Origin of the sequence: Candidatus Agathobaculum pullicola (assembly GCF_052117205.1) — a bacterium.
GTDB lineage: Bacteria > Bacillota > Clostridia > Oscillospirales > Butyricicoccaceae > Agathobaculum > Agathobaculum pullicola.
Window position 1 is genome coordinate 1 of record NZ_JBQKJP010000044.1, and the last position, 23,259, is coordinate 23,259.

Consider the following 23,259-nt stretch of genomic DNA (forward strand, 5'->3'; position numbering starts at 1 on the left):
GTTTGTCAAGAACTTTTTTCATTTCTTTTCAAACTTTTTCGACCCCGCCGCCTCTCACCGAAGCAGCTTGATTAGTATACTCCCCTTTCCGACTTTTGTCAACACCTTTTTCTATATTTTTTCCTTTTTTCCAATCGCAATATTATCGGCAAATATATTTGCTACTTCTACGCTTATATCCTCAGTCAGTTCTGACGCAGGCCTATACAGGAAGCACAGCATGCCAAGCATTATACATATTCCCAAAGGGACAAACAATGGTATGTCATCTTGGAACGAATAGCAAGCAATATTGCGACCTTAGACCTGCACATCATGTGTCGGTCGGGGTAGCTCGTCTCCCATATATGAAGCGCAGACACTCTTGCAGGAAAAGAAATGCCGCCCGCTGCTTAGACGGACGGCATTTTCGTTCTGCTTCTGTCGATTCCACTTATGCCTGCTTCATCAGTTCAGCAAGCACCATGACCTTATCTACGTTTCCTTCAACCGTAATTTTTCCTTCCGCAATCGCAACCTGAGGAATCAACTTACCATTAAGGATTTTTTCCATGTTCGTCAAACTACCCGAAACACAAGCGTCACGGTCAATATACTCATAGGGCATAACAGATAGCACACCATTGAGTATCTCGATGTAAAACACACCTGTAACCTTACCGGTCAGATTGAACTGAACCGCAACTTTTCCCTGCGTTCCGGCAATATCCGTTTTGCTGAGTTTGCTATAGATTTTACCAATCAACTGATCTACGGTCATTGGAATCGCCCCCTGCTCGTATTTGTAATTCTATTATACTTTTTTTTTCAAAAAAAGCAAGTATCTTCTAATACTTTATCAGCTAAAATCTATAGTCCTCTCTCATTTCAGCTTTTTCGGATGAACTGGTGATGACAATGCGGGCAAGTGATATTGATTTTTCCTCTGCCGCGCGGCACACGCAGCCGCTGTTTGCACTGCGGGCACTTGAAATATCGATGTGTTTTTCTATCCCGAAAGCGCAAAATCATATTGCGCAGACGATTTGAAACCGGCCCCCATCGACGCAGAAACCACTGGTTTTCCGCATAACGAGCCTGAATATTGCGCGAAAATATGCGGAAATAGCACAAAAACAGCAATGCCAGAATGAAAATACCAATCCATTTCCATCCGCTTATCCACTCAATAATGATCAGAACCAGCCCAAGCAGAAGCAACGCATGATTCAGCTGATCACTTCCGTATCTTCCCGCCATGAAACGGCGCAAAAAATCCATCACTCGACCGCTTCCTTTCCAACATGGTCATACATCAGGGCAAGCACTTCGTCTCGTCCATTTCCCTTTTCAGCCGAAAACGGGATAACCGGCACTTCCGCCGGCAGCAAAAGCGTCTGACGAATCTCCGCCAGATTTCCCTCCAGCTGACTTTTTTTGATTTTATCGAGCTTATTTGCAATCACAACCCAAGGCTTGTCAGAGGCGCGAAACCATTCCGCCATGGTTACGTCGTCCCGTGTCTGCTTGTGCCGGATATCTACAATTTGTACGCCCAGCGTAAGCAAATCCATCGCAAAGTAGGATTCCATCAGCGCGCCCCAGCGCTGCTGCTCCGCTTTGGATACACGCGCATAACCATAGCCCGGCAAGTCAACCAGATACATTTTCCTGTCAATCAAAAAATAGTTGATGTGTATGGTTTTTCCCGGCTGCGCACTGACGCGTGCAAAATTTTTCCGGTTGAGCAGCTTATTGATTACCGAGCTCTTCCCGACATTGGATTTGCCCGCGAACACAATTTGCGGCAGCGCATCCTTCGGAAAATCACTCTCTTTGACCGCTGAGCGCAAAAACTCCACATTATGCAGGTTGAGCACCGGTTTTTGCTTGTCCATCATTGCATCACCGCCGTTGCCGCTGTATCGGACTGCCGCGCCACCGAATTGCGCGATGTTTTCTTTCTTTTGCGCGGCCGACGTGTAAAGTCGATTGCGGTCTCCATTACCGTATCCATATGCTCGGCCGTGACAAACTCCAGCTTCTCCCGCACCACCGGTTCAATGTCCTGCAAATCCGACTCGTTATCCTTGGGAATAACGACCGTACGGATACCTGCGCGGTAAGCGGCCATGGTCTTTTCCCGCAAGCCGCCAATCGGCAGCACACGTCCACGGAGCGTAACCTCACCGGTCATTGCCACGTCATGACGCACCGGCGCTTCGGTCAGCGCAGACACCAGCGCCGTTGTGATGGTCACGCCCGCAGAGGGACCGTCTTTCGGCACCGCCGCTTCCGGAAAGTGGATATGCAGGTCGTTGTCTTTATAGAACATCGGGTCGATGGAAAGCTCATTTGCCCGAGAGCGAACGAACGTCACCGCCGCCTTCGCGCTTTCCTGCATCACCGTACCCAGATTGCCGGTCACTTCAATCTTACCCGTGCCGGGAACAACAGCGACCTCTACCTCCAGCATTTCACCACCGACGCTGGTCCATGCCAGACCGTTGACGATACCCACCGCGTCCTTTTTGGTAACGACATCGTCCTTGTATCGTGCCACGCCCAACAGTTCCTCCAGATTTTTCTCCGACACCGTCAGACGTCGCCCACCGTCCGTTATATGCTTGGCTGCCTTTCGGCAGATTTTCGCCAGCAACTGCTCCAAGCGTCGTACGCCGGCCTCCCGCGTATACCGCGAAATCACCAGTCCCAACATCTTTTCAGAAATCACAAGCTGACCCTTTTTCAGTCCATGCTTTTCCATCTGTTTGGGAAGCAGATGATGCAGCGCAATCTGACGCTTCTCCTCCTCGGTATACGAGGACAGCTCAATGACCTCCATACGGTCGAGCAGCGGCCGCGGCACAGTGGATAAGTCGTTTGCTGTGGTCAGAAACAGTACGTCCGACAGGTCAAATGGCAGTTCGATATAATGGTCACGGAATGCAACATTCTGCTCGGTATCCAATACCTCCAGCATGGCAGCTGCCGGATCCCCCCGAAAATCATTGCCCATCTTATCGATTTCATCCAACAACAGCAGCGGATTGGACGTGTCTGCGCGACGCAGTGCATCCATAATGCGTCCGGGCATCGCTCCGATATAGGTCTTACGGTGGCCGCGGATATCCGCTTCGTCGCGTACGCCGCCCAAGCTCATGCGCGCATAATTACGCCCCATTGCCTCCGCAATGGATTTTGCAATCGAGGTTTTGCCCACGCCCGGCGGGCCAACCAGACACAGCACCTGCCCCCGCAGGTCGGGCGCAAGCATCTTGACCGCCAGAAACTCCATAATGCGCTCCTTGACCTTCTTTAATCCATAATGATCGCGGTCCAGAATTGCCTGCGCCTCGCCCAAATCCAGCCGTTCCTCGCTCTTCTTATTCCACGGCAAATCCAGTACGGTATCCAGATAGGTGCGGACCACACCCTGCTCCGCGCTGGAACCGCTCAGTTTGGCAAAGCGGTCCACTTCATGGATCAGCTTGTCCTCGCACTCCTGCGGCAGGCGCATATCCAGAACACGTTTCCGATAGGCCTCCGCCTCCGCAGCCGTGTCCTGCTCACCCAGTTCGCTCTGGATCACCTTGATTTGCTCACGCAAATAGTATTCCCGCTGATTTTTGTCAATCTGCGTTTTCAGCTCGTCCTGAATTTCATTTTCAATTTTGAGGATTTCAGTCTCCTCACCCAGCAGCCGAATAACCATCGCCAGACGGCGTGTGACATTCAGCTCCTCCAGAATTTCCTGCTTTGCTTCCACTTCGACCGACAGGTTCTGCATGATATAATCCGCCAGCCACCCCGGCTCACCACCTTCCGCGACGGTCATCTCGACATCCTGCGAAATACGACCCGCATACTGCGCATATTCTGCAAAGCGCTCCTGCGCCGTGCGCACAAGCGCCTGCGCCCGCCGCTCCGTCACGCCGATGACGTAATCACTCAGCTCCTCAACCTCAGCATAGATGCAGTCCTCCTGCTTTTCCGGCACCGTAAACTGATGGGCCACTGCACGGCTGCTGCCCTCGACAAGCACTCGAATATTATCGCCCGGCAACCGCAAAATCTGCCGCACCATACATATCGTACCGATTTGGTACAAATCACCCGGCCCAGGCACATCGGTTTTCAGCTCACGCTGCGCCGTCAGGAAGATCATCTGTCCATTCTTTATCGACGCTTCCAGCGCACGAATCGACATCAGTCGCCCAACGTCGAAATGAATAATCATATTGGGAAAGGCGGTCAAGCCGCGCAGCGGCAACACTGGCAGCCGCTTGAGCTCCGCCCTGGTTCTTTCAATCATAGTTCTCTCCTCACACGCGGAAAAATAATAGATAGAGTCAGTATAGTATATTTTTCTCGTTTTGTAAAGCATGCGCATGCAGCAAAAGACAAAAAACGCGGGTGAAACCAGCGGTTTCCCCACGTTTTTTTGCCACTTTATGCGCTTTTTGTTGGTTTTGAACGTTTTTCTCCCTTTTTCGAGGACGCGGTTCCGGAAGGAAGCGCTGCGCGCCCGCTATGTTCGAGCAACGGTTCTCCTTCCCCCGTCACAGTTTCCCGTGTGATAACCACGCGAGAAACGCTTGTATCGGACGGAATACGGAACATAATATCCGTCATCACGCTTTCCAGCACACCGCGAAGTCCACGCGCACCCGTCTTGCGCGCAAGAGCGGTCTTGGCGACCTCTTCAAGCGCATCGGGCGCAAACTCCAGCGTTACGCCATCCATGGCCAGCAAAGTCTGATACTGCTTGACCAGCGCGTTCTTCGGCTCCTGCAAAATACGCACCAAGGCTTTCTCGTCCAGCGTATCCAGCGAAACCACCGCCGGCAAGCGGCCAATCAGCTCGGGAATCAGGCCATACTTCATCAGGTCATGCGGCTCAATCTGGGCAAGCAGTTGATCGGTCTGATCTTCCTGCTGGCTCTTGACCTCAGAGCCAAAGCCCATGCCCTGCTTTCCGATTCGCTTCTGGATGATACCCTCAATACCGTCGAACGCACCGCCACAGATAAACAGAATATTGGTCGTATCAATCTGAATAAATTCCTGATGCGGATGCTTGCGGCCGCCCTGCGGCGGCACATTGGCCGTCGTGCCTTCCAGCATCTTGAGCAGCGCCTGCTGCACGCCCTCACCCGAAACATCGCGTGTAATAGAGGGATTTTCGCTCTTACGGGCGATCTTGTCAATCTCATCGACATAGATAATACCATGTTCCGCCAGCTCGACATCAAAGTCGGCTGCCTGAATCAGGCGCAGCAGAATATTTTCCACATCCTCGCCCACATAACCGGCTTCGGTCAATGTGGTGGCGTCCGCAATTGCGAAGGGCACCTGCAAAGTCTTTGCCAGCGTCTGCGCCAGCAACGTTTTACCCGAACCGGACGGACCGAGCATCAGAATATTGGATTTCTGCAATTCCACATCGGTTTCCGGATGATAAATTCGTTTATAGTGATTGTACACTGCAACCGAAAGCGCAATTTTCGCGCGCTCCTGTCCGATAACATATTCATCCAGCACCGCCTTGAGTTCCTGCGGTGTGGGCAACTTTTCCGGCTCAAGCACCGTCTGCTCTGCGCGATCTTCCGGCGCGAAATCCAGTTCATCCTCCAGGATGCTGGTGCATACGCCGATGCACTCATCGCAGATATATACGCCAGGGCCTGCAATCAACTTGCGGACACGTCCCTGCGGCTTTCCGCAAAACGAACATTTCAGCGTCTTATCATCATCAAAATTCGGCATTTGGCACCTCTACCCTATACTTATCAATGCTTGTCGAACACCTTGTCAATAAGGCCGTATTCCACCGCTTCCTCTGCGGACATGAAATTATCACGCTCGCAGTCAGCAGTGACCACCTCAATCGGCTTGCCGGTGTTTTCCGACAAAATCTTGTTCATTCGCTTCTTGATAATCTCAAGACGCTTGAGGTGAATAGCCATATCGGTAATCTGTCCCTGCGTACCAGCGGACGGCTGATGAATCATAATTTCCGCATTTGGCAGCGCATAACGCTTTCCCTTTGCGCCCGAGGATAGCAAAAATGCACCCATAGACGCCGCCATACCGATGCAGATGGTCGATACGTCGCACTTGATATAATTCATTGTATCATAAATCGCCATACCTGCCGTAACCGAACCGCCCGGGCTGTTGATATACAGAGAAATATCCTTATCCGGGTCCTGTGCTTCCAGATACAGAAGCTGCGCTACAACCAGCGAAGCGGTCGTATCGTTGACCTCCTCGCACAGCATCACAATACGGTCGTTGAGCAGACGGGAATAAATATCAAACGAACGCTCGCCGCGGCCGGTCTGTTCAATGACCATTGGGACTAAACTCACTTGGAAAACTCCTTTCGAGAATTCGATGCAAACCATAGTTTCCATCGAGCGACGCCCTTGCCTGCAATGGCCGGAAGGGCTATTGCGACCAAAGCAGGTTTCCGATACAGACGGAAACCATCTTTGGCCTTTGTATAAAAAGCGCGGGCAACGCTCGCGCTTTTTATGAAACCAGCCATATAGCGGCCGGTTTCTGTTTGACTGCGCATGCGCGCGGGAAACGGATTACTCCGCAGTCTCTTCGGCTGCCTCTCCGTCCGCCTTCTTCTTAGAAGATGCCTTCTTCGCCTTGGCATGCTTCTTGATGAACTCCAGCGCATTGGAGATCTTCAGATCGTCGCTCAGCGCCTCAGCAGTTACAATGGACTTGACCTTTTCCACATCCATCTTGTACTGCTCCGCCATCTTAGCATATTCCTCTTCCATTTCCTTGTCGGAAACTGCGATGGACTCCAGCTCCGCTACCTTTTCGAGTGCCAGACGGATCTTCACCTGACGCTCCGCCTGTGCCTGGAACATCGCGCGGAAGGCACCCATCTCGGTGCCGCTCATGGTCAGATACTGCTCGAGCGTCATGCCCTGCATCTGCACACGATAGCGGAAATCCTGAACGATGGAGTCAATCTGGTTCTCGATCATAGCCTGCGGGATGTCCGCCTTCAGGTTTGCGATCACCGCGTCAAGCACCTTTTCCTCAAAGGCATGGTCTGCCGCTTCCTGACGCTCCTTCTTCAGGCGGTCGGAAATCTCCTTCTTCAGGTCATCCAGCGTCTCGCAGGTCTCGGAAACGTCCTTTGCGAACTCATCGTCCATCTCCGGCAGAATGGTTTCCTCCACCTTGTGTACCTTGCACTTAAACACAGCTTCCTTGCCGGCCAGCTCCTTGGCATGGTAATCCTCCGGGAAGGTAACGGTGACGTCCTTCTCGTCGCCCGCCTTGCAGCCAATCAGCTGATCCTCAAAGCCCGGAATGAACGTACCCGAACCCAGCGTCAGCGCATGATGCTCCGCCTTGCCGCCCTCAAAGGCAACGCCGTCCACAAAGCCCTCAAAGTCGATATCAACTGTATCGTTCTTCTTTGCCTTGCGGTCAACGGTCTCGGTGCGCGCGTTGCGCTGCGCCAGACGATTCAGCTCCGCCTTCACGTCCGCTGCCAGAACCTTTACGGTCTCCTTCTCAACCTCAATGCCCTTGTACTCGCCCAGTTCAACCTCCGGCTCAACCGGAACCTTGGCGATGATAGTCAGGCCACCCTCTTCCGCCGGGTCGCCCAGATCGACGTCCGCACGGCCAACCGGCTTAATGCCGGACTTCTCAACGGCCATTTCCATAGCCTCGGGATATATGATATTGAAAGCCTCTTCAAAGAACACGCCTTCGCCATACAGCTTTTCGATCATCTTGCGGGGCGCCTTGCCCTTACGGAAGCCCGGAACTGTGATATTCTTGCCGGTCTTCTTAAACGCCTTATCCTTGGCAGCCTCAAACTCTGCCTTGGTGATTTCGATGGTCAGCGCAACGACGCTGTGCTCCTGCTTTTCCGTGTTTTTCAGTTCCATGTTGCCAAACTCCTTACTTCAATACTTCTATTGTATCTAAATCATTCTACCAGATTATTCTGTAGATTTCCATACTTTTTTCTACTTTTTCAAAAAAACCGGGGTGAAATCCACATGATCGCCCGAAACCAGTCGCCACTCGATTCCGTCGTGCACGCCCTCGACCGCCCAGCGCAGGCTTTCCGAATGTAAATGGCCATAAATACAGCGCGAAACACCATATCTCTGCATCAATTCAATCATCGGACCGCACCGGAAATTCGCGTAAAGAGGCGGATAATGCAGAAAACAGATGATTTCCTCGGGCTGCTGCGCGGTCGCCAGCTTCAGAGACGCTTCCAAGCGCAGCAGCTCGCGCCGAAATATCTTCTCGTTATGCGAGTCAGAAAAATCCTCTTCAAACGGCCAGCCCCGCGTACCGCACAGCGCAGTCTGTCCATAGAAAAAGCAATTATTATGCAGGAAATCAATCGAGACAAACCCATTTTCCTCTAAAAAACGGTGCATTTTTGCCGCCGTCTCCCACCAGAGGTCGTGGTTTCCTTTAAGGATGAGTTTACGTCCGGGCAGCGACTCCAGCAGCGCGAAATCCCCCCGCGCTTCTGCAAGGCTGATGCCCCACGAGATATCGCCGCCTAAAACGACTGTGTCCTCCGGCAAAACCAGCGCGTTCCAGTTCTTCACAATCTTTTCCGTATATCCCTGCCATCGCCCGCCGAAAATATCCATCGGCTTTTGCACGCCCGTCGCCAAATGCAGGTCGGCCAGCGTATACAGCGCCATGCTTACAGATCCTTCAGCAGGTCGACCGTGGACAGGATCTCCGCCTTGTCCACCACGCGGTCAAAACGCGGCTGCTTGCTTGCCAGCGCGGCCAGCGGCGCAGGCGCGGCAACACCGGTCAAATCGGTCAAAACGCCAAGCTGGGACACGTCATCCTTATCCAGCGTACCGCCCAGCGCCTCGATCACCGAACGGCAGAACTTAAACGGTGAGGCGGTAGAGGCAATAACGGTCGGCGTCTGGTCGCCCGTGCGCGCGCGGTAGTCCTCATAAACGCGCACCGCGACCGCCGTATGCGTATCGCACAGATAGTGCTCACGCTCCCACAGCGCGCGAATGGTCTCCGCAGTCTGCTTATCATCGCAGCAGCCCGCATCGAAATCCGCGGCAATCTTCGCAAATACCGCTTCCGGCGCCTGATAGCTGCCGTCCGTCGCCAGACGCTGCATCAGCTCCGCGACCAGCTTATCGTCAAAGTCGGACGCGAAGAACAGCAGGCGCTCCAGATTGGACGAAATCAAAATATCCATCGAGGGCGAAGTGGTGGTATAGAAATCACGGTTTTTGTCATAAATGCCGTTTTTCCCAAAAAAGTCGGTCAACACGTTATTGCGGTTGGACGCACAAATGAACTTGTTCACCGGCAGGCCCATGCGCTTTGCGATGTATGCCGCAAGGATATTTCCAAAGTTGCCGGTCGGCACACAGACGTTGATTTTCTCACCCATCTTAACCGCACCGGACTTCACCATATCGCAATAGGCCGAAACGTAGTAGGCGATCTGCGGCGCGAGGCGGCCCCAGTTAATAGAATTTGCCGAGGAAAGCATCATGCCCTCGCGGTCGAGCTTTGCGCGCGTCTCCTCATCCGTAAAGATACGCTTGACCGCGCTCTGTGCGTCGTCAAAATTACCGCGGATAGCAACGACCTCAACATTCGCGCCCTCCTGTGTCACCATTTGCAGCTTCTGCATGGGCGACACGCCGTCGACCGGATAGTACACCATGATTTTGGTGCCTTCCACGTCGTGGAAGCCGTCGAGCGCGGCCTTGCCGGTATCGCCCGAGGTCGCAACCAAGATGCAGGCTGTACGCGTCTCGCCGGTTTTGCGCAGCGAAGCGGTCAGCAGGTGCGGCAGCATCTGCAGCGCCATGTCCTTAAACGCACAGGTCGGTCCATGCCACAGCTCCAGCATATATTTTCCGTCTGCCAGCGCCACCACCGGCGCGGTATCCTTGCCGCCGAATTTGTCGTCCGCATAGGCCTTTGCCGCGTACTGCGCCAGCTCCTCACCCGAAAAATCGGTCAGGAACTTGCCGAGAATACGCGCCGAGCGTCCCTTGTAATCCAGATTAGCCAGCGCGTGCCAATCCTCCGCTGTCAGCGTGGGGAACTCCGTCGGACAGTACAGACCGCCGTCCGGCGCAATACCATTTGCAATCGCGTAGGCCGCGGAGACCTTGCGCGCCTTGTCTCTTGTGCTTACATATTCCATTGATTCAAACCTCCGCCGTTTTTTGATGGGTATATTACAGCATTTTTTGTATAAACGAATATAAATTGTTATAAAACAAGTCATCAACCACAGTCTGCGGATATCCCCGTGCGAGCATGCGATCGGCAAGCTGATATAGGTCCTTAGGACCGCCAATCCCCGCGGGAAGCTCATCGCAGCCGTCAAAATCACAGCCAAGCGCGATGCTTTTCTCCCCGCTCATGCCGAGAAAATGCTCAATATGCCCGATGACATCATCGAGCACCGCACCGCCCTGCCGCACGAGAAACGGCGCATACAGGTTGATGCCCGCCAGACCGCCCCGCCGCACAATCTCGATAAACTGTGCATCCGTCAGGTTGCGCGGATGGCGGCACAACACGCGACTGTTACTGTGTGACGCAACGAACGGGCCATCGATTATTTCACACACATCCCAAAACCCGCGCTCGGACAGATGAGACACGTCCACGATGATACCTTTATCGGCACAGTCCCGCACCAGCCGCTCTCCTTGGGCTGTCAGGCCCTCCTCCTGATCGACTGCGGACGAACAGCCGAAGCGGCTGCGGTAATTCCATGTAAGGGTCAGCAAGCGCACCCCCGCGTCATAAGCGGCGCCCAGCGCATCCGGCCGGTCAGGGAGCAGCTCCGCCCCTTCGATGGATAAAAACGCCGCTGCTTTACCCGCGTCTGCCGCCTTCTGCAAATCCGCTGCGGAGCGGCAAAACATCAGCCAGTCGGCGTTGTCGGCAAACTCACTTTTGGCCGTCCACAGCATGCGGCCGAGTCGCTCATCCGCCGGGGTGTCCAACAGGCAATCACGGTCATGCGCCTGCGTGTCAGTCGGCGCTCGCGCACCACAGAACAGGGCGAAAAACTGCGCGTAATGTGTATAGCGCTCCACAGCCGCGAAATTCACATGCAGGTCGTTTTCCCGCAGGTGTTTTCCGGTTTCACAACATTCATACAGGGTGTCGCAGTGCAGGTCAAACAGCTTCATTCTCACCCTCCAAACGCATTCTCCAGATGATAGATGCGCGGCGCGACGGTCGCTCCCTCCTCGCCGTACACCTCAACTACGTCGAAGCGCGGCTGCAGCCCGGACGGATGCTGCTGCAGCCACAGCGCGGCAGCGGCTGTAATACGCTGCTGCTTGGCAGCTGTAACAGCCTCACGGGCGGCGGCGAAACGATCGCTTTTGCGCGTCTTTACCTCGACGAACACAATATATTCCCCGCGCGACGCAATGATGTCGATTTCCCCCAAGCGAGTGCGAAAATTGGTTTCGACTGTGCGATATCCTGCACGCTCCAGATAGTCGCGTGCAGTGCGTTCTCCCCATGCGCCCTTCATCGCGGCGCCTCGGGATGCTTTTGGTAAAACTTCTTCAAAAATGTGTGCCGATGAATGGGGCATGGCCCGTGCTCAAGCAGCGCCGCATCGTGTGCGCGCGTTTCATAACCTTTATGTTTCTCAAAGCCGTAGACCGGATAACGTGCGGCAAAATCGCGCATCAACCGGTCACGTGTCACCTTTGCGATGATGGATGCCGCCGCAATGCTCGGAATCCGCGCGTCGCCGCCCACTACACATTCGTATGGCAGGGATAATCCCTCCGAGCGGTTCCCGTCCACGTAGACAAAGTCCGCCGGCTGCGGCAACCCCTCGACCGCCTGCCGCATAGCACGATAGGTCGACTGCAAAATGTTAATTTCGTCAATCGTCTTTTCATCGACCAGCGATACTGACCACGCGATTGCGTTCTCAGTAATGACATCAAACAGCGCCTCTCGTTTTTTCTCGCTGAGCTTTTTGGAGTCGTTCAGCCCCTCGATAACAATACCGCCGGGCAGAATGACTGCTGCCGCGCATACCGGTCCCGCAATCGGACCGCGTCCGGCTTCATCGACGCCGCACACAGCGGAATACCCGGCCTTCCACGCCTTCTCTTCATATTCCCACGTCATGGCACATAATCCTCCGGTGTTTCCAGCGTGATGCGCCCCAGCACACCACCCCGAAATTCGTCGAGCAGGATGCGCGCCATACGTTCGGTGTCAATCTCGCCGCCGCGCAGCAGGAAGCCACGCCGCCGTCCGGCCTGCGTCAGCATATCATACCCCGGAAAATCACTTTCCTCGGGCGCTGTCACGCCGTAGCGCTCGGCGATTGCCTGCGGCGCCTGCACGGCAAGCAGCTCCATCAGCTTGCAGCCGAGTGTCTCCACATCCAGAATATCGTCGCGGATTGCACCTGTACATGCCAGCAGAATGCCCACGCGCTCATCGTCAAACTTAGGCCATAGGATACCCGGCGTGTCAAGCAGATCAATGCCGCTTTCCACGCGAAACCACTGGCTGCCGCGTGTCACGCCCGGCTTATCCGCCGCCTTGGCGGACTTGCGGCCGAGAATACGATTGATAAAGGTCGATTTACCGACATTGGGGATACCCACGACCATGACGCGCACGGCTTTGCCGACCAACCCTTTTTCATTCCACCCGGCAATCTTATCCGAGAGCAGTGTACGCACCGCATTTGCAAACGCCTGCGTCCCCTGCCCCTTGCGGCTGTCGGTCTCGATGACCGCCATACCCTGCGCGCGGAAATGCTTTGCCCACACAGCTGTTGTTTGAGGGTCGGCTAAATCAATCCGGTTGAGAATCATCAGGCGCGGCTTGCCCGCGGCAATGTCATCCATATCCGGATTGCGCGACACCTGCGGGATGCGCGCATCCACAACCTCGCACACCGCGTCCACCTGTTTGATATATTCCGCCATCTGCCGACGGGTCTTTGTCATATGACCGGGATACCATTGAATATTCATCTTATCACGCTACCGATCCAAAATCACTAAACGGGAACACGACGCTGAGCACATGTCCCAGGACATAGCGCTCATCCACCATACCGAGACTGGACCATCGGCTGTCGGTCGAGCCGTTGCGGTTATCGCCCAGCACATAGATGCAGCCCTCCGGCACGGTTTGCGGATAGGTCAGATCGCCCATGCGCTCAAGTGTATTGATTTTCTCAAAAATGTACGGCTCATCCAGCACCTCACCGTTGACGATCACATCACCCGTCACCGGGTCAATATCCACCGTATCGCCGCCGGTTGCAATCACGCGCTTGACGATCGGTTGGTCGCTGTAAAAGCCTTCCTTTCGCAAAATGACAATATCGCCTTTTTCCGGCGTGTAATTCAGGTTGCTGACCAGCATAATGCTGCGGTCCTGCAAGGTAGGATACATAGATGTACCGTCCACACCGATAAGACGCACAAAGAAAGTAAATACAACAACAAAAAATATCAGCACAGCCATGAGGGATTCTCCCCAGCTAAACAGCTCACTGGAAAAACGCCCCTCGGCTTTTCTTTTTTCTTCGGTCTGTGCTTGCTGCATGATGATTCCTCCAACAAAGATAAACATACGATTTTATTATAGCGGCATATTCTCATCCGCGCAAGACCAAAAACGCCGGGTAGACAAAAACGGGGAGCGCCCGCTCCCCGTTTTTGTTGTTTGGTTGTAAAATCAAACCTTCTCGGCAACCTTAGCAGCCTTACCTACGCGGCCGCGCAGATAGTACAGCTTAGCACGGCGAACCTTACCGCTGCGCACAACCTCGAACTTCGCTACGTTCGGGGAATGTACCGGGAACGTTTTCTCCACGCCTACGCCATAGGAAATACGGCGGACGGTAACCGTCTGGTTTACACCGGCGTGCTTCTTGGCAATGATGATGCCCTCGAAAATCTGAATACGCTCACGGTTGCCTTCCTTGATCTTCGCGTGTACCTTAACGGTATCACCGATCTTGAGTTCCGGCAGATCGCTCTTGAGCTGCTGCTCGGACAATACTTTGACCAGATCCATCTTTCTGTCATCCTTTCGTCTTAGACATTCTTGCCCTATTTTCCCTACAAATAAGCAGAGGAATGCCCGTGTTACCGAAATATAATACCACAACAGCTTGCGCTTTGCAAGTGTTTTTTCTGGGCGAAATCCAATATTTTCACTTTCGCTTGTTTTTTCGGCAAATCATAGTATACTGGTAGTGACTCTATTTGTAAAGGAGCAATTACCATGTGGGCTTATGAAAGCGTTTTTTATCAAATTTATCCGATCGGTTTCTGCGATGCGCCGCGTGTCAACGACGGCATCACCGTCCCGCGCATCAGCAAGGTGGCGGACTGGTCCGAGCATATTGCAAAGCTCGGCTGCAACGCCGTCTATTTCTCTCCGATCTTTGAATCCGACAGCCACGGTTACGATACCCGTGATTTCCGTAAAATAGACTGCCGACTCGGCACCAACAAGGATTTTGCCGCTGTCTGCAAAACGCTGCATGAAAACGGTATCAAGGTTGTGCTCGACGGCGTTTTCAACCATGTCGGCCGCGGCTTCTGGGCCTTCCGCGACGTGCAGGAAAAGAAGTGGGACTCGCCTTACAAGGACTGGTTCCATATCTCCTTTGACGGCAACTCCAATTATAACGACGGCTTCTGGTACGAGGGCTGGGAGGGCCATTACGAGCTGGTCAAGCTCAATCTGAAAAACCCTGCGGTTGTGCAGCATATTTTCGACTGCATCCGTCTGTGGGTGGAGGAATTTGACATTGACGGTCTGCGTCTGGATGTGGCTTACTGTCTGGACAAAGATTTCATCCGTCAGCTTCGCACATTCTGCGACAGCTTCGGACGCGACTTTTTCCTTGTCGGAGAACTCCTGCACGGCGATTACAACCGGTTTGTCGGCGACCAGATGCTGCACTCCTGCACAAATTATGAATGCTACAAGGGCTTGTACTCTTCGATGAACAGTCTGAACCTGTTTGAAATCACCCATTCCCTGCTGCGTCAGTTCGGCCCGGAAAACTGGACGCTGTACCGCGGCAAGCATCTGCTGGATTTCGTGGACAACCATGATGTTACCCGCATTGCATCCATTTTACAAAATCCCAAGCACCTGCCGCTTGTCTATGCGCTGCAATTCGGCATGCCCGGCATCCCCTGCGTGTACTACGGCAGCGAATGGGGCGCAACAGGCGAAAAGCATCAGGGAGACGATGCGCTGCGTCCTTCCTTTGACAAACCGTTGTGGAATGAATTGACCGATTGGATCGCGGCGCTTGCCAAGGCGCATCGCGAGAGTAAGGCGCTGTGCTACGGTGACTTTAAGCAGGTCGTTTTAACCAATAAACAGTGCATCTGGGAACGCATCTTTGAAGACGAGCGCGTGCTGGTTGCAGTCAATATTGACGAAGCGCCGTATGTGGCTCATTTCGATGCGAAATGCGGGCAGGCGGTTGATCTGATTACCGGTAAATCGCATGACTTTGGCGGCGGAAGTGAGCTGCCTCCCTATTCGGCTTTCTTCTGGAAATGCGAGCGATAAGGAAACACACAAAAAAGACGACGCTTATAAGCGCCGTCTTTTTTACATATGTACAGTCATTTAATATAGTCAATCACCAGCGTATAAACCGAGTCGTCGCTCATTGTGGCGGTAAACTCCACCGTGCTGCCATCCCGACGGAATTTCTCAAGCCCTGATGTTGTCAGCGTCAGAGCATTGGAAGAGAGCATATAATCCGTGCCGGCTTCCAATTCCATTTCCGCACCATTACGGACTGTCGTTACACTGCTTACCGTCAGATTGCCCAGCGGCAGCGTAAAGCTCGGCTCTGCCTGCGTGTTTGCATCATACTCGGCAACATAGGCGCGCATACCGGATGGAGTCGAGTCCGTGACCGTCAGATTAAAGGTGCTGATGCTGCCGTTCTTCAGGTCTGCCGAAACCGTATAGGTGCCTGTCCGCAGCTGTGCCAGCACACCGCGGCGCAGCACAAGCGAACGACTCACATTATCAAATTCATAATCGATATCGGAAAATCCCAAAACCACATTGAGGATATCGCTTTGGGATAGGACACCCGGCAGCTTCACGCGTACATCCTGAAAACCGGTTGCCCGATAATACCGGTCAAAGGTAACCGTTTGTACCGATACATCTTCCTCTGAATTGGTGATAGAAAGCGCAATACTCTCCCGTTTTCCATTTGAGAGCGAGAGCGAGAGCGTATAGTCTCCCTTGGCAAGCGATGTCAGGTATGCGGATGAAATCGCAACGCCGGAAGCGGTTTTGGTATAATCAGCAGATTCTTTTAAACCTGTTCCGTTGCAAAAAACAGAGGCTACCGTCACATCATTCGGCACATTGATCGTCACATTCGCTCCCAATGCGGACGGATTTGCCAAATCTACCGCTATACTTTTCGGCACAACACCCGCCGTATTGATACCGCTCATCGTTTTGCCGCCAATGGTCGCGAAAACGCCTTTCTCCATTGCATACCCCGATACAGACACACTGCTGGCAAAGCTCACGCCGTCTACCTGAATATTCGCCTGATAGACTGAACCATAACCGGTGACAGAACTTGGCTTTTCCACTGTCATCTGGTAAATTTGTGTGCCTGCCGTGGTGCTGACCGTGGATTCCCCTGCAAGCGTTATCTCCTCGACATTCGCATCAAGCGTCAGAGAGACTCGTTCCTCACCGCCTACTACAACCTTGGAAAATCCCTCTTCTGTCGGGGCCAAAGATTTTTCATACAGCGTTGCTGCCGATTGTACCTCGGTCTTCCCGATGCGAGCAGCGCCCGTTGCAGTAACCTGCAGCAGGCGCCCCATCGGTGACGAAACAATCATATGATCGCTCGATGTATTCATCATTGTAACCGTTCCGCCGGACACAATAACAGTTCCCTTGACCGTCACATTATTCAGTGTGACCGCATTAGAGCCCAGGCCCTCCGTGATATACAGATCGCCTTGAATGGTAGCGTCGGACAGCGAACAGCTTTCCGAAATGGTGACATTGGCGGTATCGGCTTTCAAATCAGCCCCTGTATACGCTTTGCCCGGAACAGACAACGCAGTTCCCATATAATAGTATAGGATTTTGGCCACTTCGCCGCGCGTTACCACGCGGTTCGGCTGGAACGAGCCATCCGAATATCCCGCCAGAAATCCCTTATCGGCGGCTGCCTTGATGTAGCCCGCGCTCCATCCGGATATCTGGTCGCGGTCAGTAAATGCCAGATCAGAAGGCGAAACATTGCCGGGATCCGCTTTAAACAGACGTCCGACAATGACCGCAGCCTGTTCGCGCGTCACCTTGCCCTCAGGGTCCATTTTATTGTCGCCCACACCATTGATATACTTGTATTTCTTGGCGATTTGCACAGTTTCATAATACCACGCGTTTCTCGGCACGTCGGTATAGGAGATAGCCTCTGTTTGCGTAAAATGGAACGCGCGATTGATGTACCGCATAAATTCCGCACGCGTCATATCACGATCCGGCTCATATTTGCCTGTTGTCGCACTCGGATTGATGACGCCTTCGCGATCGAGATACTCAATGTATGTTTTTGCCCAATGCCCGTCCAAATCGGATGCAGCCGAGGCGAACGGAAGCATTACCGTCAGCATAGCCATACACAGCAAAGCGGATAACAGCCGTTTTTTCATACCCATACAACCCCTTATTGGTGCTGTCAACAGTATACCATACCGAATGGAACTTGACAACCACTATTCTTTTCATACATTTTTGACAAATTCCAAAAACAGACGTCCCTTTCTGCTCACGCCCCCAAATGCAACAATACGCGCCCGGCCCATACCGCGCACTGTCAGCTTATCCCCCTCGCCTATCAACCGTTCCGATTTCAGACAAGGCGCATGATTGACATAAACCACCCCTTTTTCAATGCGCTCCTGTGCGTTTTTGCGCGACATGCCGAACACCAACGCCGCTACACTATCCAGCCGCGGAGAGGCCACCGACCCGCTGCCCGCTATTTCTTGCGCCGGTTTGCAGCGCAGCACTTCCAGCGGCTCGCGCGTCAGGGAAATCTGCTTGCGCCCCGCCTTGGCAAAGTGCAGCAAAATGAACTCGGCCATATCCTCCAGCACAAGAATATCCGCGCCTTCCGCATGCACCAGAATATCCCCCACGACCGCGCGGTCAATTTGCAAACCCATGAGCGCACCCAGATAATCACGATGGGTCAGCGTATCCTCTTTTCGCTTATGCGCACGCAGCAAAGCCAGCGGACAAGCCTGTTTTGCACTCTCCTCATCCAGATAATCCGGATAAAACACATAAATCCCACGTTCGGCATCCTCGTATCCGCCCCAGAACAGCGCATGACTCGCCGCACCGCAAAGGCGTACCGCCTCCGTGCACAGCGCCCGCTCACTCATACTAAGGAACTTGGTGTGTGTCATATAGCCGCGCGTCGCGCAAGTCTGCTCTTTATCCAGCAAGCCGGCCAGCAGCAGCCGCTCTTCTCCGGTTCCGCCCAGCGCATTTAAAATCTCATTTTTGCTTTTCAAACGTTTTTCCTCCGCTAATCACCGCAGTTTTTTCCAAAGCTATTGTACTATTTCTCACATTCGTTTACAATAGAATTATTGTTCACCAAGGAGGCGGAAAGCATGGCGGTCAAGGATGCGGTATTACAGGCACTCGAACAAGCGCGAGGCAAACGATTGTCCGGTGGACAGCTTGCCCAGCAGCTTGGGGTATCGCGCGCCGCCGTGCACAAGGCAATTGCCGCGCTACGCAGCAGCGGCATGGCAATTGACGGCGTACCGGGTGAGGGCTATCGGCTCGCCCCGGAGGACGACAGTCTGACTGCTGCCGGTGTGCAGGCGCTGCTGGATACCCGCTTTGTAGGACGAGAACTGGTTGTCCTGCCCAGTTTAAGCTCAACCAATACGGTTATAAAAGAGCGCTACCTGAACCGTCCGCACGGCTTTGTCCTGCTGGCCGAGGAGCAAACCGGCGGCCGCGGTCGTATGGGGCGCACCTTTGTCTCCCCCGCCGAAACCGGCGTTTACCAGACCATTCTGCTGCATCCCACTTTGCCCATCGGTCATATCCAGCTTGCCACCATTGCCGCCGCCGTTGCCGTGGCGGAAGCAGTCACGCAGACGGCTGGTTTTTCGCCGGAAATCAAATGGGTCAATGACGTGCTGCATGAAGGGCGTAAACTCAGCGGTATCCTGACCGAAGCGACCATCGAGGGGGAAAGCGGTATGGTCAGCTCGCTACTGGTCGGCATTGGTGTCAACCTGCGGCCCAATCCCGCGTGGCCGGAAGATGTACGCGCCGTTGCGGGCGCGCTGAGCGAATTCGGGCGCACACCGCGCCGCGCAGAATTAGCAGCCGCCGTGCTGACGCAGTTCGAGCGCGCCTATTCTCTATTGGAGCAGGACCGCGCGGATGCGCTGCTCGAGCTGTACCGCAGCCGCCTGTGCTGTCTGGGTAAGCCTGTCAAGGTCATCAGCCCCGCAGAAACCTATCCGGCCGACTGTGTCGGCTTGGATGGCAACGGTTTTTTGCTGGTACGTGATGCAGGCGGACAGACCCGCACGCTCTCCAGCGGTGAAATCAGTATCCGTTTCTGACAACGTACGACACTATATTATATAATGTAAGGAGCATCCCTCTATGTTTCAGACCGCCGCAGGCGTGACCGTCCCCTTTCCGGACAAGCTGCGTGAGCAGTATCAGCGGGACGGAGACACCATTATTTGCAATCTTAGCTTTGAAAAGCTATCCGATTTCATCCATGCCTTTTATGCCTCGCTGACCGAACCGCTGTTTCTTGCCATCCATCCGGATGCGGAGCAAGAAGAGGTCTGGTATCTGGACGGCATGACCAAAAAACAATTGACCATGATTCTCGACGGCTACGGTGAACTGCTGCTGCAAGACGGTCTTTCCGCCTTCGCCATCGGCTCACTTGCAACCGAAGAAGAGCTATTTGTGCAAAAGTACAAGGTACTGTCCATCTACAGCCCGCAAATCTCCCGCATGGAGCAGTTGCTCGCGCGCTTTGAAGTGCCGCGCACCAACGCCATTGTCACCGCGTGGGACACCTTTTCCGAGGCACATCCAGGAGAAGCGCAGCGGCTGGCAATCGCGGGCATGACCGTACCGGATATGATTGGCGACCTGCAAAAAATCGGCATGTATAAAGGCTGACGCAATCGCGTCAGCCTTTTTCTGTACTTACAGGAATAGGCTGACCGCCGCACGACGGCGATAGCCCTCTTCGAGTTCGGTTTTGTGATATAAGTAGTCATAGTCGTCATAGTATTTCGCACTCTTGGGGCATTTTTTAACACACGCGCCGCACTTGATGCAGATGCCGATAAACTCCCGCACATTTTGCGGGTTAATCGACCCCATGGGACAGATCTTCGCGCACAGACCACAGTCATCACACACGTCGTTTGTCTTTGGCTTGACTTTACGAATGTCCACCAGATTGCCCGCGCGGTCACGCGGCTGGTAATATATCCGCTCCTTCCGTGTCCGTCCCGGCACCGCAATCGGCGGCGTGTCTGCATGTACTTCCGCAGCACGCGCAGCCACTTGGGCGGCAAACTGTGCAGCAAGCGCCAAATCATCTTCATCCGGACGCCCTGCAGCAAGCGTGGTGGAAAATGAGTGCTCCCCCACAAAGGCCGCCGCTGCAAACGGAATAAAGCCGTTATCCGCGAGGATATCCCGCAATTCAATCAGCGAATCATCAAACGCGCGATTGCCGAATGTCACCACCGGTACCGCTGCCGCACCATGTCCCTCAACGGTCGCTAAATATTTCAGCAGCACATTGGGTACGCGCCCTGCGTAAGTCGGTGTGCCGAAAATAACCAAATCCTGCGCTGCAAAATCCGGCGTCCCCTGCCGCGCCGCCGGCAAGGTAAAGTCATACTTCAAAAGCGGAGCCTCCAAGGCCTGCGCCACCCGTTCTGCTATCCAGGTCACAACACGCTTTGTTCTCCCGGTCGCACTCCAATATACTGCCCACACACGATTTACCTGCATATGCCGCGCCTCCTTTTTTTCTTACTGTCAGTATAGCAGATACACGGACAAGCGTCAAAGCCGAGCTGCGCAAAATAGAAAAACAGCCGCAAAAGCGGCTGTTTTCTTACTTAAATTTCCATAATGATGGGCAGCACCATCGGGCTGCGCTTGGTTTTTTTGAACAGGTAATCGCTTACATCACCCTTGATTGCCGACTTGAGGCTGTTCCAATCGCGCAGATTCTCTACTGCGCAGCGGTCGAGCGCCATCTGCGAAATGCTGCGCAGTTCTTCCATCAGCGCTTCCGCCTCCTTGACATAAACAAAGCCACGGGAAACGATGTCCGGACCTGCGATAACAACGCCTGTTGTCGCATCCACTGTGACCACAATGACCAGCAGACCGTCCTCAGACAGATGCTTTCGGTCACGCAGAACCGCAGTGCCCACATCGCCAATGCCCAAACCGTCCACCAACAGACGACCCGCCGGCACGGGATTGCCCAGACGAGCCGAGTTTTCGCTGATTTCTACCGGGCGGCCGATTTCGGTAATCAATACATTCTTGGGATTGACACCCATTTCGCGCGCCAGACCGGCATGCTGCATCAGCATACGGTATTCACCATGCACCGGAATGAAGTACTTCGGCTTGCACAGGCCAAGCATCAGCTTCAAATCCTCCTGACAGGCGTGACCGGATACATGAATCGCAGCAGAGCGGTCATAGATGACTTCCGCGCCCTGCTTATACAGCTCATTGACCATATTATTGATGGACTTCTCATTTCCGGGGATAGCAGAAGCTGCAATCAAAATACGGTCGCCCGCACTGACCTCAACCTGTTTATGGCTGCCGTAGGCCATGCGGTACAGTGCTGACATTGTCTCACCCTGTGAACCGGTGGACACAATAATCAGCTGACTGCGTGGATAACGCTTAATTTCAGAAATATCAATCATGACCTTACCGGCATCCTTCAGATAGCCAAGCTCACCCGCCACCTTGGAGATTTTCTCCATACTGCGACCGCATACAGCAACCTTTCGGCCCGCCTTGGCTGCAATGTCCAGAATCTGCTGCAAGCGCGATACATTGGATGCGAAGGTAGCGATAATAATACGCTGGTCGCTCTCCATGATGAACTTCTCCAGCGATTTACCCACAATTTTTTCGCTCGGGGTATAGCCGGGCCGCTCCACATTCGTCGAATCGCTCATCAGCGCAAGGATGCCCTTTTTGCCCAACTCCCCGATGCGTACCAAATCAATCATTTCGCCTGAAACCGGCGTCAGATCGATTTTAAAGTCGCCGGTGTGCAAAATCGTACCCAGCGGCGTGGTGATGGCCAGCGCCACCGAATCCGCAATCGAGTGGTTTGTGTGAATAAATTCCACCCTAAAGCATCCCAGCTTAATCGTGTCGCCCGCGCGCACGCGATTGAGTTTGACCTTCTGCGGCATCTTGTGCTCACTCAGCTTGGTCTCAATAATGCCGCATGTCAGCCGGGTTGCATAAATCGGTGCATTGCACTCCCGCAAAACATACGGAATCGCACCAATGTGGTCCTCATGACCGTGCGTGATAACATAGCCACGCAGCTTGTTGATGTTACGCTTGAGATAAGTGGTATCCGGGATAACCAAATCCACGCCAAGCATATCGTCGTCCGGAAACGCAACGCCACAGTCAACAACAAGAATATCGCCGCCATACTCGATCACGGTCATGTTCTTGCCGATCTCATTGAGGCCACCGAGCGGTATAATCTTCAGTTTTTCTTTCATAACAGTTTTATCACTTTCCTTTATTCATCAGTTTAATGAAATACCAGTAAAATAACAACCCAGGGGTTCTCCCTGCGTCTCTTACAAAGACAGACCTGCATCCCGTTCGTCTGCCCTTATGCACTATTATATCTCTGCGCTGCAGCCCAGCCTTGCCGAATATCGGCAACGTATCCCCAACAGACTGCAAACACTTGTTTTTTATAATACCACATTCCTCTTGCAGTGTAAAGTTTTTTTACAGGCGCAGGAGAGACGAGCAGGTGTAGGAGTACAATACATCTTGGACAGTTGAATAAAAAAGGATGAAGGATAAGACCACATCGGTTAAAGTTGAGTTGCTATACAACAACTTGTCGAAAGGGGGCCATAT

Annotated in this window: 22 protein-coding genes; 3 read left to right on the plus strand and 19 right to left on the minus strand. The window is 53.5% G+C overall.

Annotated features, from left to right (window positions below; all coding sequences use genetic code 11):
* Positions 1–433: 433 nt before the first annotated feature.
* The 15 genes from ACTQ3V_RS12715 to rplS form a co-directional block, all read right to left on the minus strand.
* On the minus strand, positions 434–760 hold the full coding sequence (locus ACTQ3V_RS12715) for an SCP2 sterol-binding domain-containing protein (protein ID WP_441467846.1): 327 nt from the start codon (positions 758–760) through the stop codon (positions 434–436).
* Positions 761–867: 107 nt separating this feature from the next.
* Positions 868–1,260: a hypothetical protein gene (locus tag ACTQ3V_RS12720; RefSeq protein ID WP_441467865.1), complete on the minus strand. Its 393-nt coding sequence runs from the start codon at positions 1,258–1,260 to the stop codon at positions 868–870.
* Positions 1,260–1,880, minus strand: coding sequence for a ribosome biogenesis GTP-binding protein YihA/YsxC (gene yihA, locus ACTQ3V_RS12725; RefSeq protein ID WP_441467847.1), 621 nt, complete (start codon positions 1,878–1,880; stop codon positions 1,260–1,262). The genes ACTQ3V_RS12720 and yihA overlap by 1 nt, the downstream gene beginning before the upstream one ends.
* Positions 1,877–4,294: an endopeptidase La gene (gene lon / locus ACTQ3V_RS12730; protein WP_441467848.1), complete on the minus strand. Its 2,418-nt coding sequence runs from the start codon at positions 4,292–4,294 to the stop codon at positions 1,877–1,879. Before lon ends, yihA begins: the two co-directional genes overlap by 4 nt.
* Positions 4,295–4,431: 137 nt before the next feature.
* Positions 4,432–5,748, minus strand: a complete 1,317-nt coding sequence (gene clpX / locus ACTQ3V_RS12735; RefSeq protein ID WP_441467849.1) for an ATP-dependent Clp protease ATP-binding subunit ClpX — start codon at positions 5,746–5,748, stop codon at positions 4,432–4,434.
* A 23-nt stretch (positions 5,749–5,771) separates the two neighbouring features.
* Positions 5,772–6,353, minus strand: a complete 582-nt coding sequence (gene clpP / locus ACTQ3V_RS12740) for an ATP-dependent Clp endopeptidase proteolytic subunit ClpP (RefSeq protein ID WP_054327555.1) — start codon at positions 6,351–6,353, stop codon at positions 5,772–5,774.
* Positions 6,354–6,578: 225 nt separating this feature from the next.
* Positions 6,579–7,913: a trigger factor gene (gene tig / locus ACTQ3V_RS12745; RefSeq protein WP_441467850.1), complete on the minus strand. Its 1,335-nt coding sequence runs from the start codon at positions 7,911–7,913 to the stop codon at positions 6,579–6,581.
* Positions 7,914–7,994: 81 nt separating this feature from the next.
* On the minus strand, positions 7,995–8,696 hold the full coding sequence (locus ACTQ3V_RS12750; RefSeq protein WP_441467851.1) for a metallophosphoesterase: 702 nt from the start codon (positions 8,694–8,696) through the stop codon (positions 7,995–7,997).
* Positions 8,697–8,698: 2 nt separating this feature from the next.
* The gene (thrC, locus tag ACTQ3V_RS12755; protein WP_441467852.1) at positions 8,699–10,192 is read right to left on the minus strand and encodes a threonine synthase; all 1,494 of its coding nucleotides are present in this window, start codon (positions 10,190–10,192) and stop codon (positions 8,699–8,701) included.
* Positions 10,193–10,226: 34 nt separating this feature from the next.
* Positions 10,227–11,195, minus strand: coding sequence for a dipeptidase (locus ACTQ3V_RS12760; protein WP_441467853.1), 969 nt, complete (start codon positions 11,193–11,195; stop codon positions 10,227–10,229).
* A 2-nt stretch (positions 11,196–11,197) separates the two neighbouring features.
* Entirely contained in the window at positions 11,198–11,548 is a 351-nt protein-coding gene (locus ACTQ3V_RS12765; protein WP_441467854.1) for a YraN family protein, read from the minus strand.
* Positions 11,545–12,162, minus strand: coding sequence for a ribonuclease HII (gene rnhB / locus ACTQ3V_RS12770; protein ID WP_441467855.1), 618 nt, complete (start codon positions 12,160–12,162; stop codon positions 11,545–11,547). Before rnhB ends, ACTQ3V_RS12765 begins: the two co-directional genes overlap by 4 nt.
* The gene (gene ylqF / locus ACTQ3V_RS12775; RefSeq protein WP_441467856.1) at positions 12,159–13,025 is read right to left on the minus strand and encodes a ribosome biogenesis GTPase YlqF; all 867 of its coding nucleotides are present in this window, start codon (positions 13,023–13,025) and stop codon (positions 12,159–12,161) included. The genes rnhB and ylqF overlap by 4 nt, the downstream gene beginning before the upstream one ends.
* 4 nt (positions 13,026–13,029) lie before the next feature.
* Positions 13,030–13,605 (minus strand): signal peptidase I, encoded by a 576-nt coding sequence (gene lepB, locus ACTQ3V_RS12780; RefSeq protein WP_441467857.1) that lies wholly within the window; start codon positions 13,603–13,605, stop codon positions 13,030–13,032.
* A gap of 132 nt (positions 13,606–13,737) precedes the next feature.
* Complete coding sequence (gene rplS / locus ACTQ3V_RS12785) at positions 13,738–14,079, minus strand: 50S ribosomal protein L19 (RefSeq protein ID WP_125116150.1); 342 nt, start codon at positions 14,077–14,079, stop codon at positions 13,738–13,740.
* Positions 14,080–14,289: 210 nt separating this feature from the next.
* Between rplS and ACTQ3V_RS12790 the strand changes: the two genes are divergently transcribed.
* Positions 14,290–15,600, plus strand: a complete 1,311-nt coding sequence (locus ACTQ3V_RS12790) for an alpha-amylase family glycosyl hydrolase (protein WP_441467858.1) — start codon at positions 14,290–14,292, stop codon at positions 15,598–15,600.
* Between the two features lie 56 nt (positions 15,601–15,656).
* On the opposite strand, the gene ACTQ3V_RS12795 is transcribed toward ACTQ3V_RS12790, so the two are convergent.
* Together ACTQ3V_RS12795 and ACTQ3V_RS12800 are read right to left on the minus strand one after the other, a co-directional pair.
* On the minus strand, positions 15,657–17,741 hold the full coding sequence (locus tag ACTQ3V_RS12795; protein ID WP_441467859.1) for an S-layer homology domain-containing protein: 2,085 nt from the start codon (positions 17,739–17,741) through the stop codon (positions 15,657–15,659).
* Positions 17,742–17,813: 72 nt separating this feature from the next.
* Entirely contained in the window at positions 17,814–18,611 is a 798-nt protein-coding gene (locus ACTQ3V_RS12800) for a YlmH family RNA-binding protein (RefSeq protein WP_441467860.1), read from the minus strand.
* 102 nt (positions 18,612–18,713) lie between these two features.
* Between ACTQ3V_RS12800 and ACTQ3V_RS12805 the strand changes: the two genes are divergently transcribed.
* Together ACTQ3V_RS12805 and ACTQ3V_RS12810 are read left to right on the plus strand one after the other, a co-directional pair.
* A complete protein-coding gene (locus ACTQ3V_RS12805) occupies positions 18,714–19,688 on the plus strand; it encodes a biotin--[acetyl-CoA-carboxylase] ligase (protein WP_441467861.1) in 975 nt (324 codons plus the stop codon).
* A gap of 43 nt (positions 19,689–19,731) precedes the next feature.
* The gene (locus ACTQ3V_RS12810; RefSeq protein WP_441467862.1) at positions 19,732–20,268 is read left to right on the plus strand and encodes a hypothetical protein; all 537 of its coding nucleotides are present in this window, start codon (positions 19,732–19,734) and stop codon (positions 20,266–20,268) included.
* A 27-nt stretch (positions 20,269–20,295) separates the two neighbouring features.
* On the opposite strand, the gene ACTQ3V_RS12815 is transcribed toward ACTQ3V_RS12810, so the two are convergent.
* Complete coding sequence (locus ACTQ3V_RS12815; protein WP_441467863.1) at positions 20,296–21,117, minus strand: EFR1 family ferrodoxin; 822 nt, start codon at positions 21,115–21,117, stop codon at positions 20,296–20,298.
* 110 nt (positions 21,118–21,227) lie between these two features.
* Positions 21,228–22,886, minus strand: a complete 1,659-nt coding sequence (locus tag ACTQ3V_RS12820) for a ribonuclease J (protein ID WP_441467864.1) — start codon at positions 22,884–22,886, stop codon at positions 21,228–21,230.
* Positions 22,887–23,259 lie beyond the last annotated feature (373 nt).

Excerpts from the sequence above, each read along its gene's own strand:
- ACTQ3V_RS12715 (WP_441467846.1), bottom strand. The coding sequence starts at position 760 with ATGACCGTAGATCAGTTGATTGGTAAAATCTATAGCAAACTCAGCAAA.
- ACTQ3V_RS12720 (WP_441467865.1), bottom strand. The coding sequence starts at position 1,260 with ATGGATTTTTTGCGCCGTTTCATGGCGGGAAGATACGGAAGTGATCAG.
- yihA (WP_441467847.1), bottom strand. The coding sequence starts at position 1,880 with ATGATGGACAAGCAAAAACCGGTGCTCAACCTGCATAATGTGGAGTTT.
- lon (WP_441467848.1), bottom strand. The coding sequence starts at position 4,294 with ATGATTGAAAGAACCAGGGCGGAGCTCAAGCGGCTGCCAGTGTTGCCG.
- clpX (WP_441467849.1), bottom strand. The coding sequence starts at position 5,748 with ATGCCGAATTTTGATGATGATAAGACGCTGAAATGTTCGTTTTGCGGA.
- tig (WP_441467850.1), bottom strand. The coding sequence starts at position 7,913 with ATGGAACTGAAAAACACGGAAAAGCAGGAGCACAGCGTCGTTGCGCTG.
- ACTQ3V_RS12750 (WP_441467851.1), bottom strand. The coding sequence starts at position 8,696 with ATGGCGCTGTATACGCTGGCCGACCTGCATTTGGCGACGGGCGTGCAA.
- thrC (WP_441467852.1), bottom strand. The coding sequence starts at position 10,192 with ATGGAATATGTAAGCACAAGAGACAAGGCGCGCAAGGTCTCCGCGGCC.
- ACTQ3V_RS12760 (WP_441467853.1), bottom strand. The coding sequence starts at position 11,195 with ATGAAGCTGTTTGACCTGCACTGCGACACCCTGTATGAATGTTGTGAA.
- ACTQ3V_RS12765 (WP_441467854.1), bottom strand. The coding sequence starts at position 11,548 with ATGAAGGGCGCATGGGGAGAACGCACTGCACGCGACTATCTGGAGCGT.
- rnhB (WP_441467855.1), bottom strand. The coding sequence starts at position 12,162 with ATGACGTGGGAATATGAAGAGAAGGCGTGGAAGGCCGGGTATTCCGCT.
- ylqF (WP_441467856.1), bottom strand. The coding sequence starts at position 13,025 with ATGAATATTCAATGGTATCCCGGTCATATGACAAAGACCCGTCGGCAG.
- lepB (WP_441467857.1), bottom strand. The coding sequence starts at position 13,605 with ATGCAGCAAGCACAGACCGAAGAAAAAAGAAAAGCCGAGGGGCGTTTT.
- rplS (WP_125116150.1), bottom strand. The coding sequence starts at position 14,079 with ATGGATCTGGTCAAAGTATTGTCCGAGCAGCAGCTCAAGAGCGATCTG.
- ACTQ3V_RS12790 (WP_441467858.1), top strand. The coding sequence starts at position 14,290 with ATGTGGGCTTATGAAAGCGTTTTTTATCAAATTTATCCGATCGGTTTC.
- ACTQ3V_RS12795 (WP_441467859.1), bottom strand. The coding sequence starts at position 17,741 with ATGAAAAAACGGCTGTTATCCGCTTTGCTGTGTATGGCTATGCTGACG.
- ACTQ3V_RS12805 (WP_441467861.1), top strand. The coding sequence starts at position 18,714 with ATGGCGGTCAAGGATGCGGTATTACAGGCACTCGAACAAGCGCGAGGC.
- ACTQ3V_RS12810 (WP_441467862.1), top strand. The coding sequence starts at position 19,732 with ATGTTTCAGACCGCCGCAGGCGTGACCGTCCCCTTTCCGGACAAGCTG.
- ACTQ3V_RS12815 (WP_441467863.1), bottom strand. The coding sequence starts at position 21,117 with ATGCAGGTAAATCGTGTGTGGGCAGTATATTGGAGTGCGACCGGGAGA.
- ACTQ3V_RS12820 (WP_441467864.1), bottom strand. The coding sequence starts at position 22,886 with ATGAAAGAAAAACTGAAGATTATACCGCTCGGTGGCCTCAATGAGATC.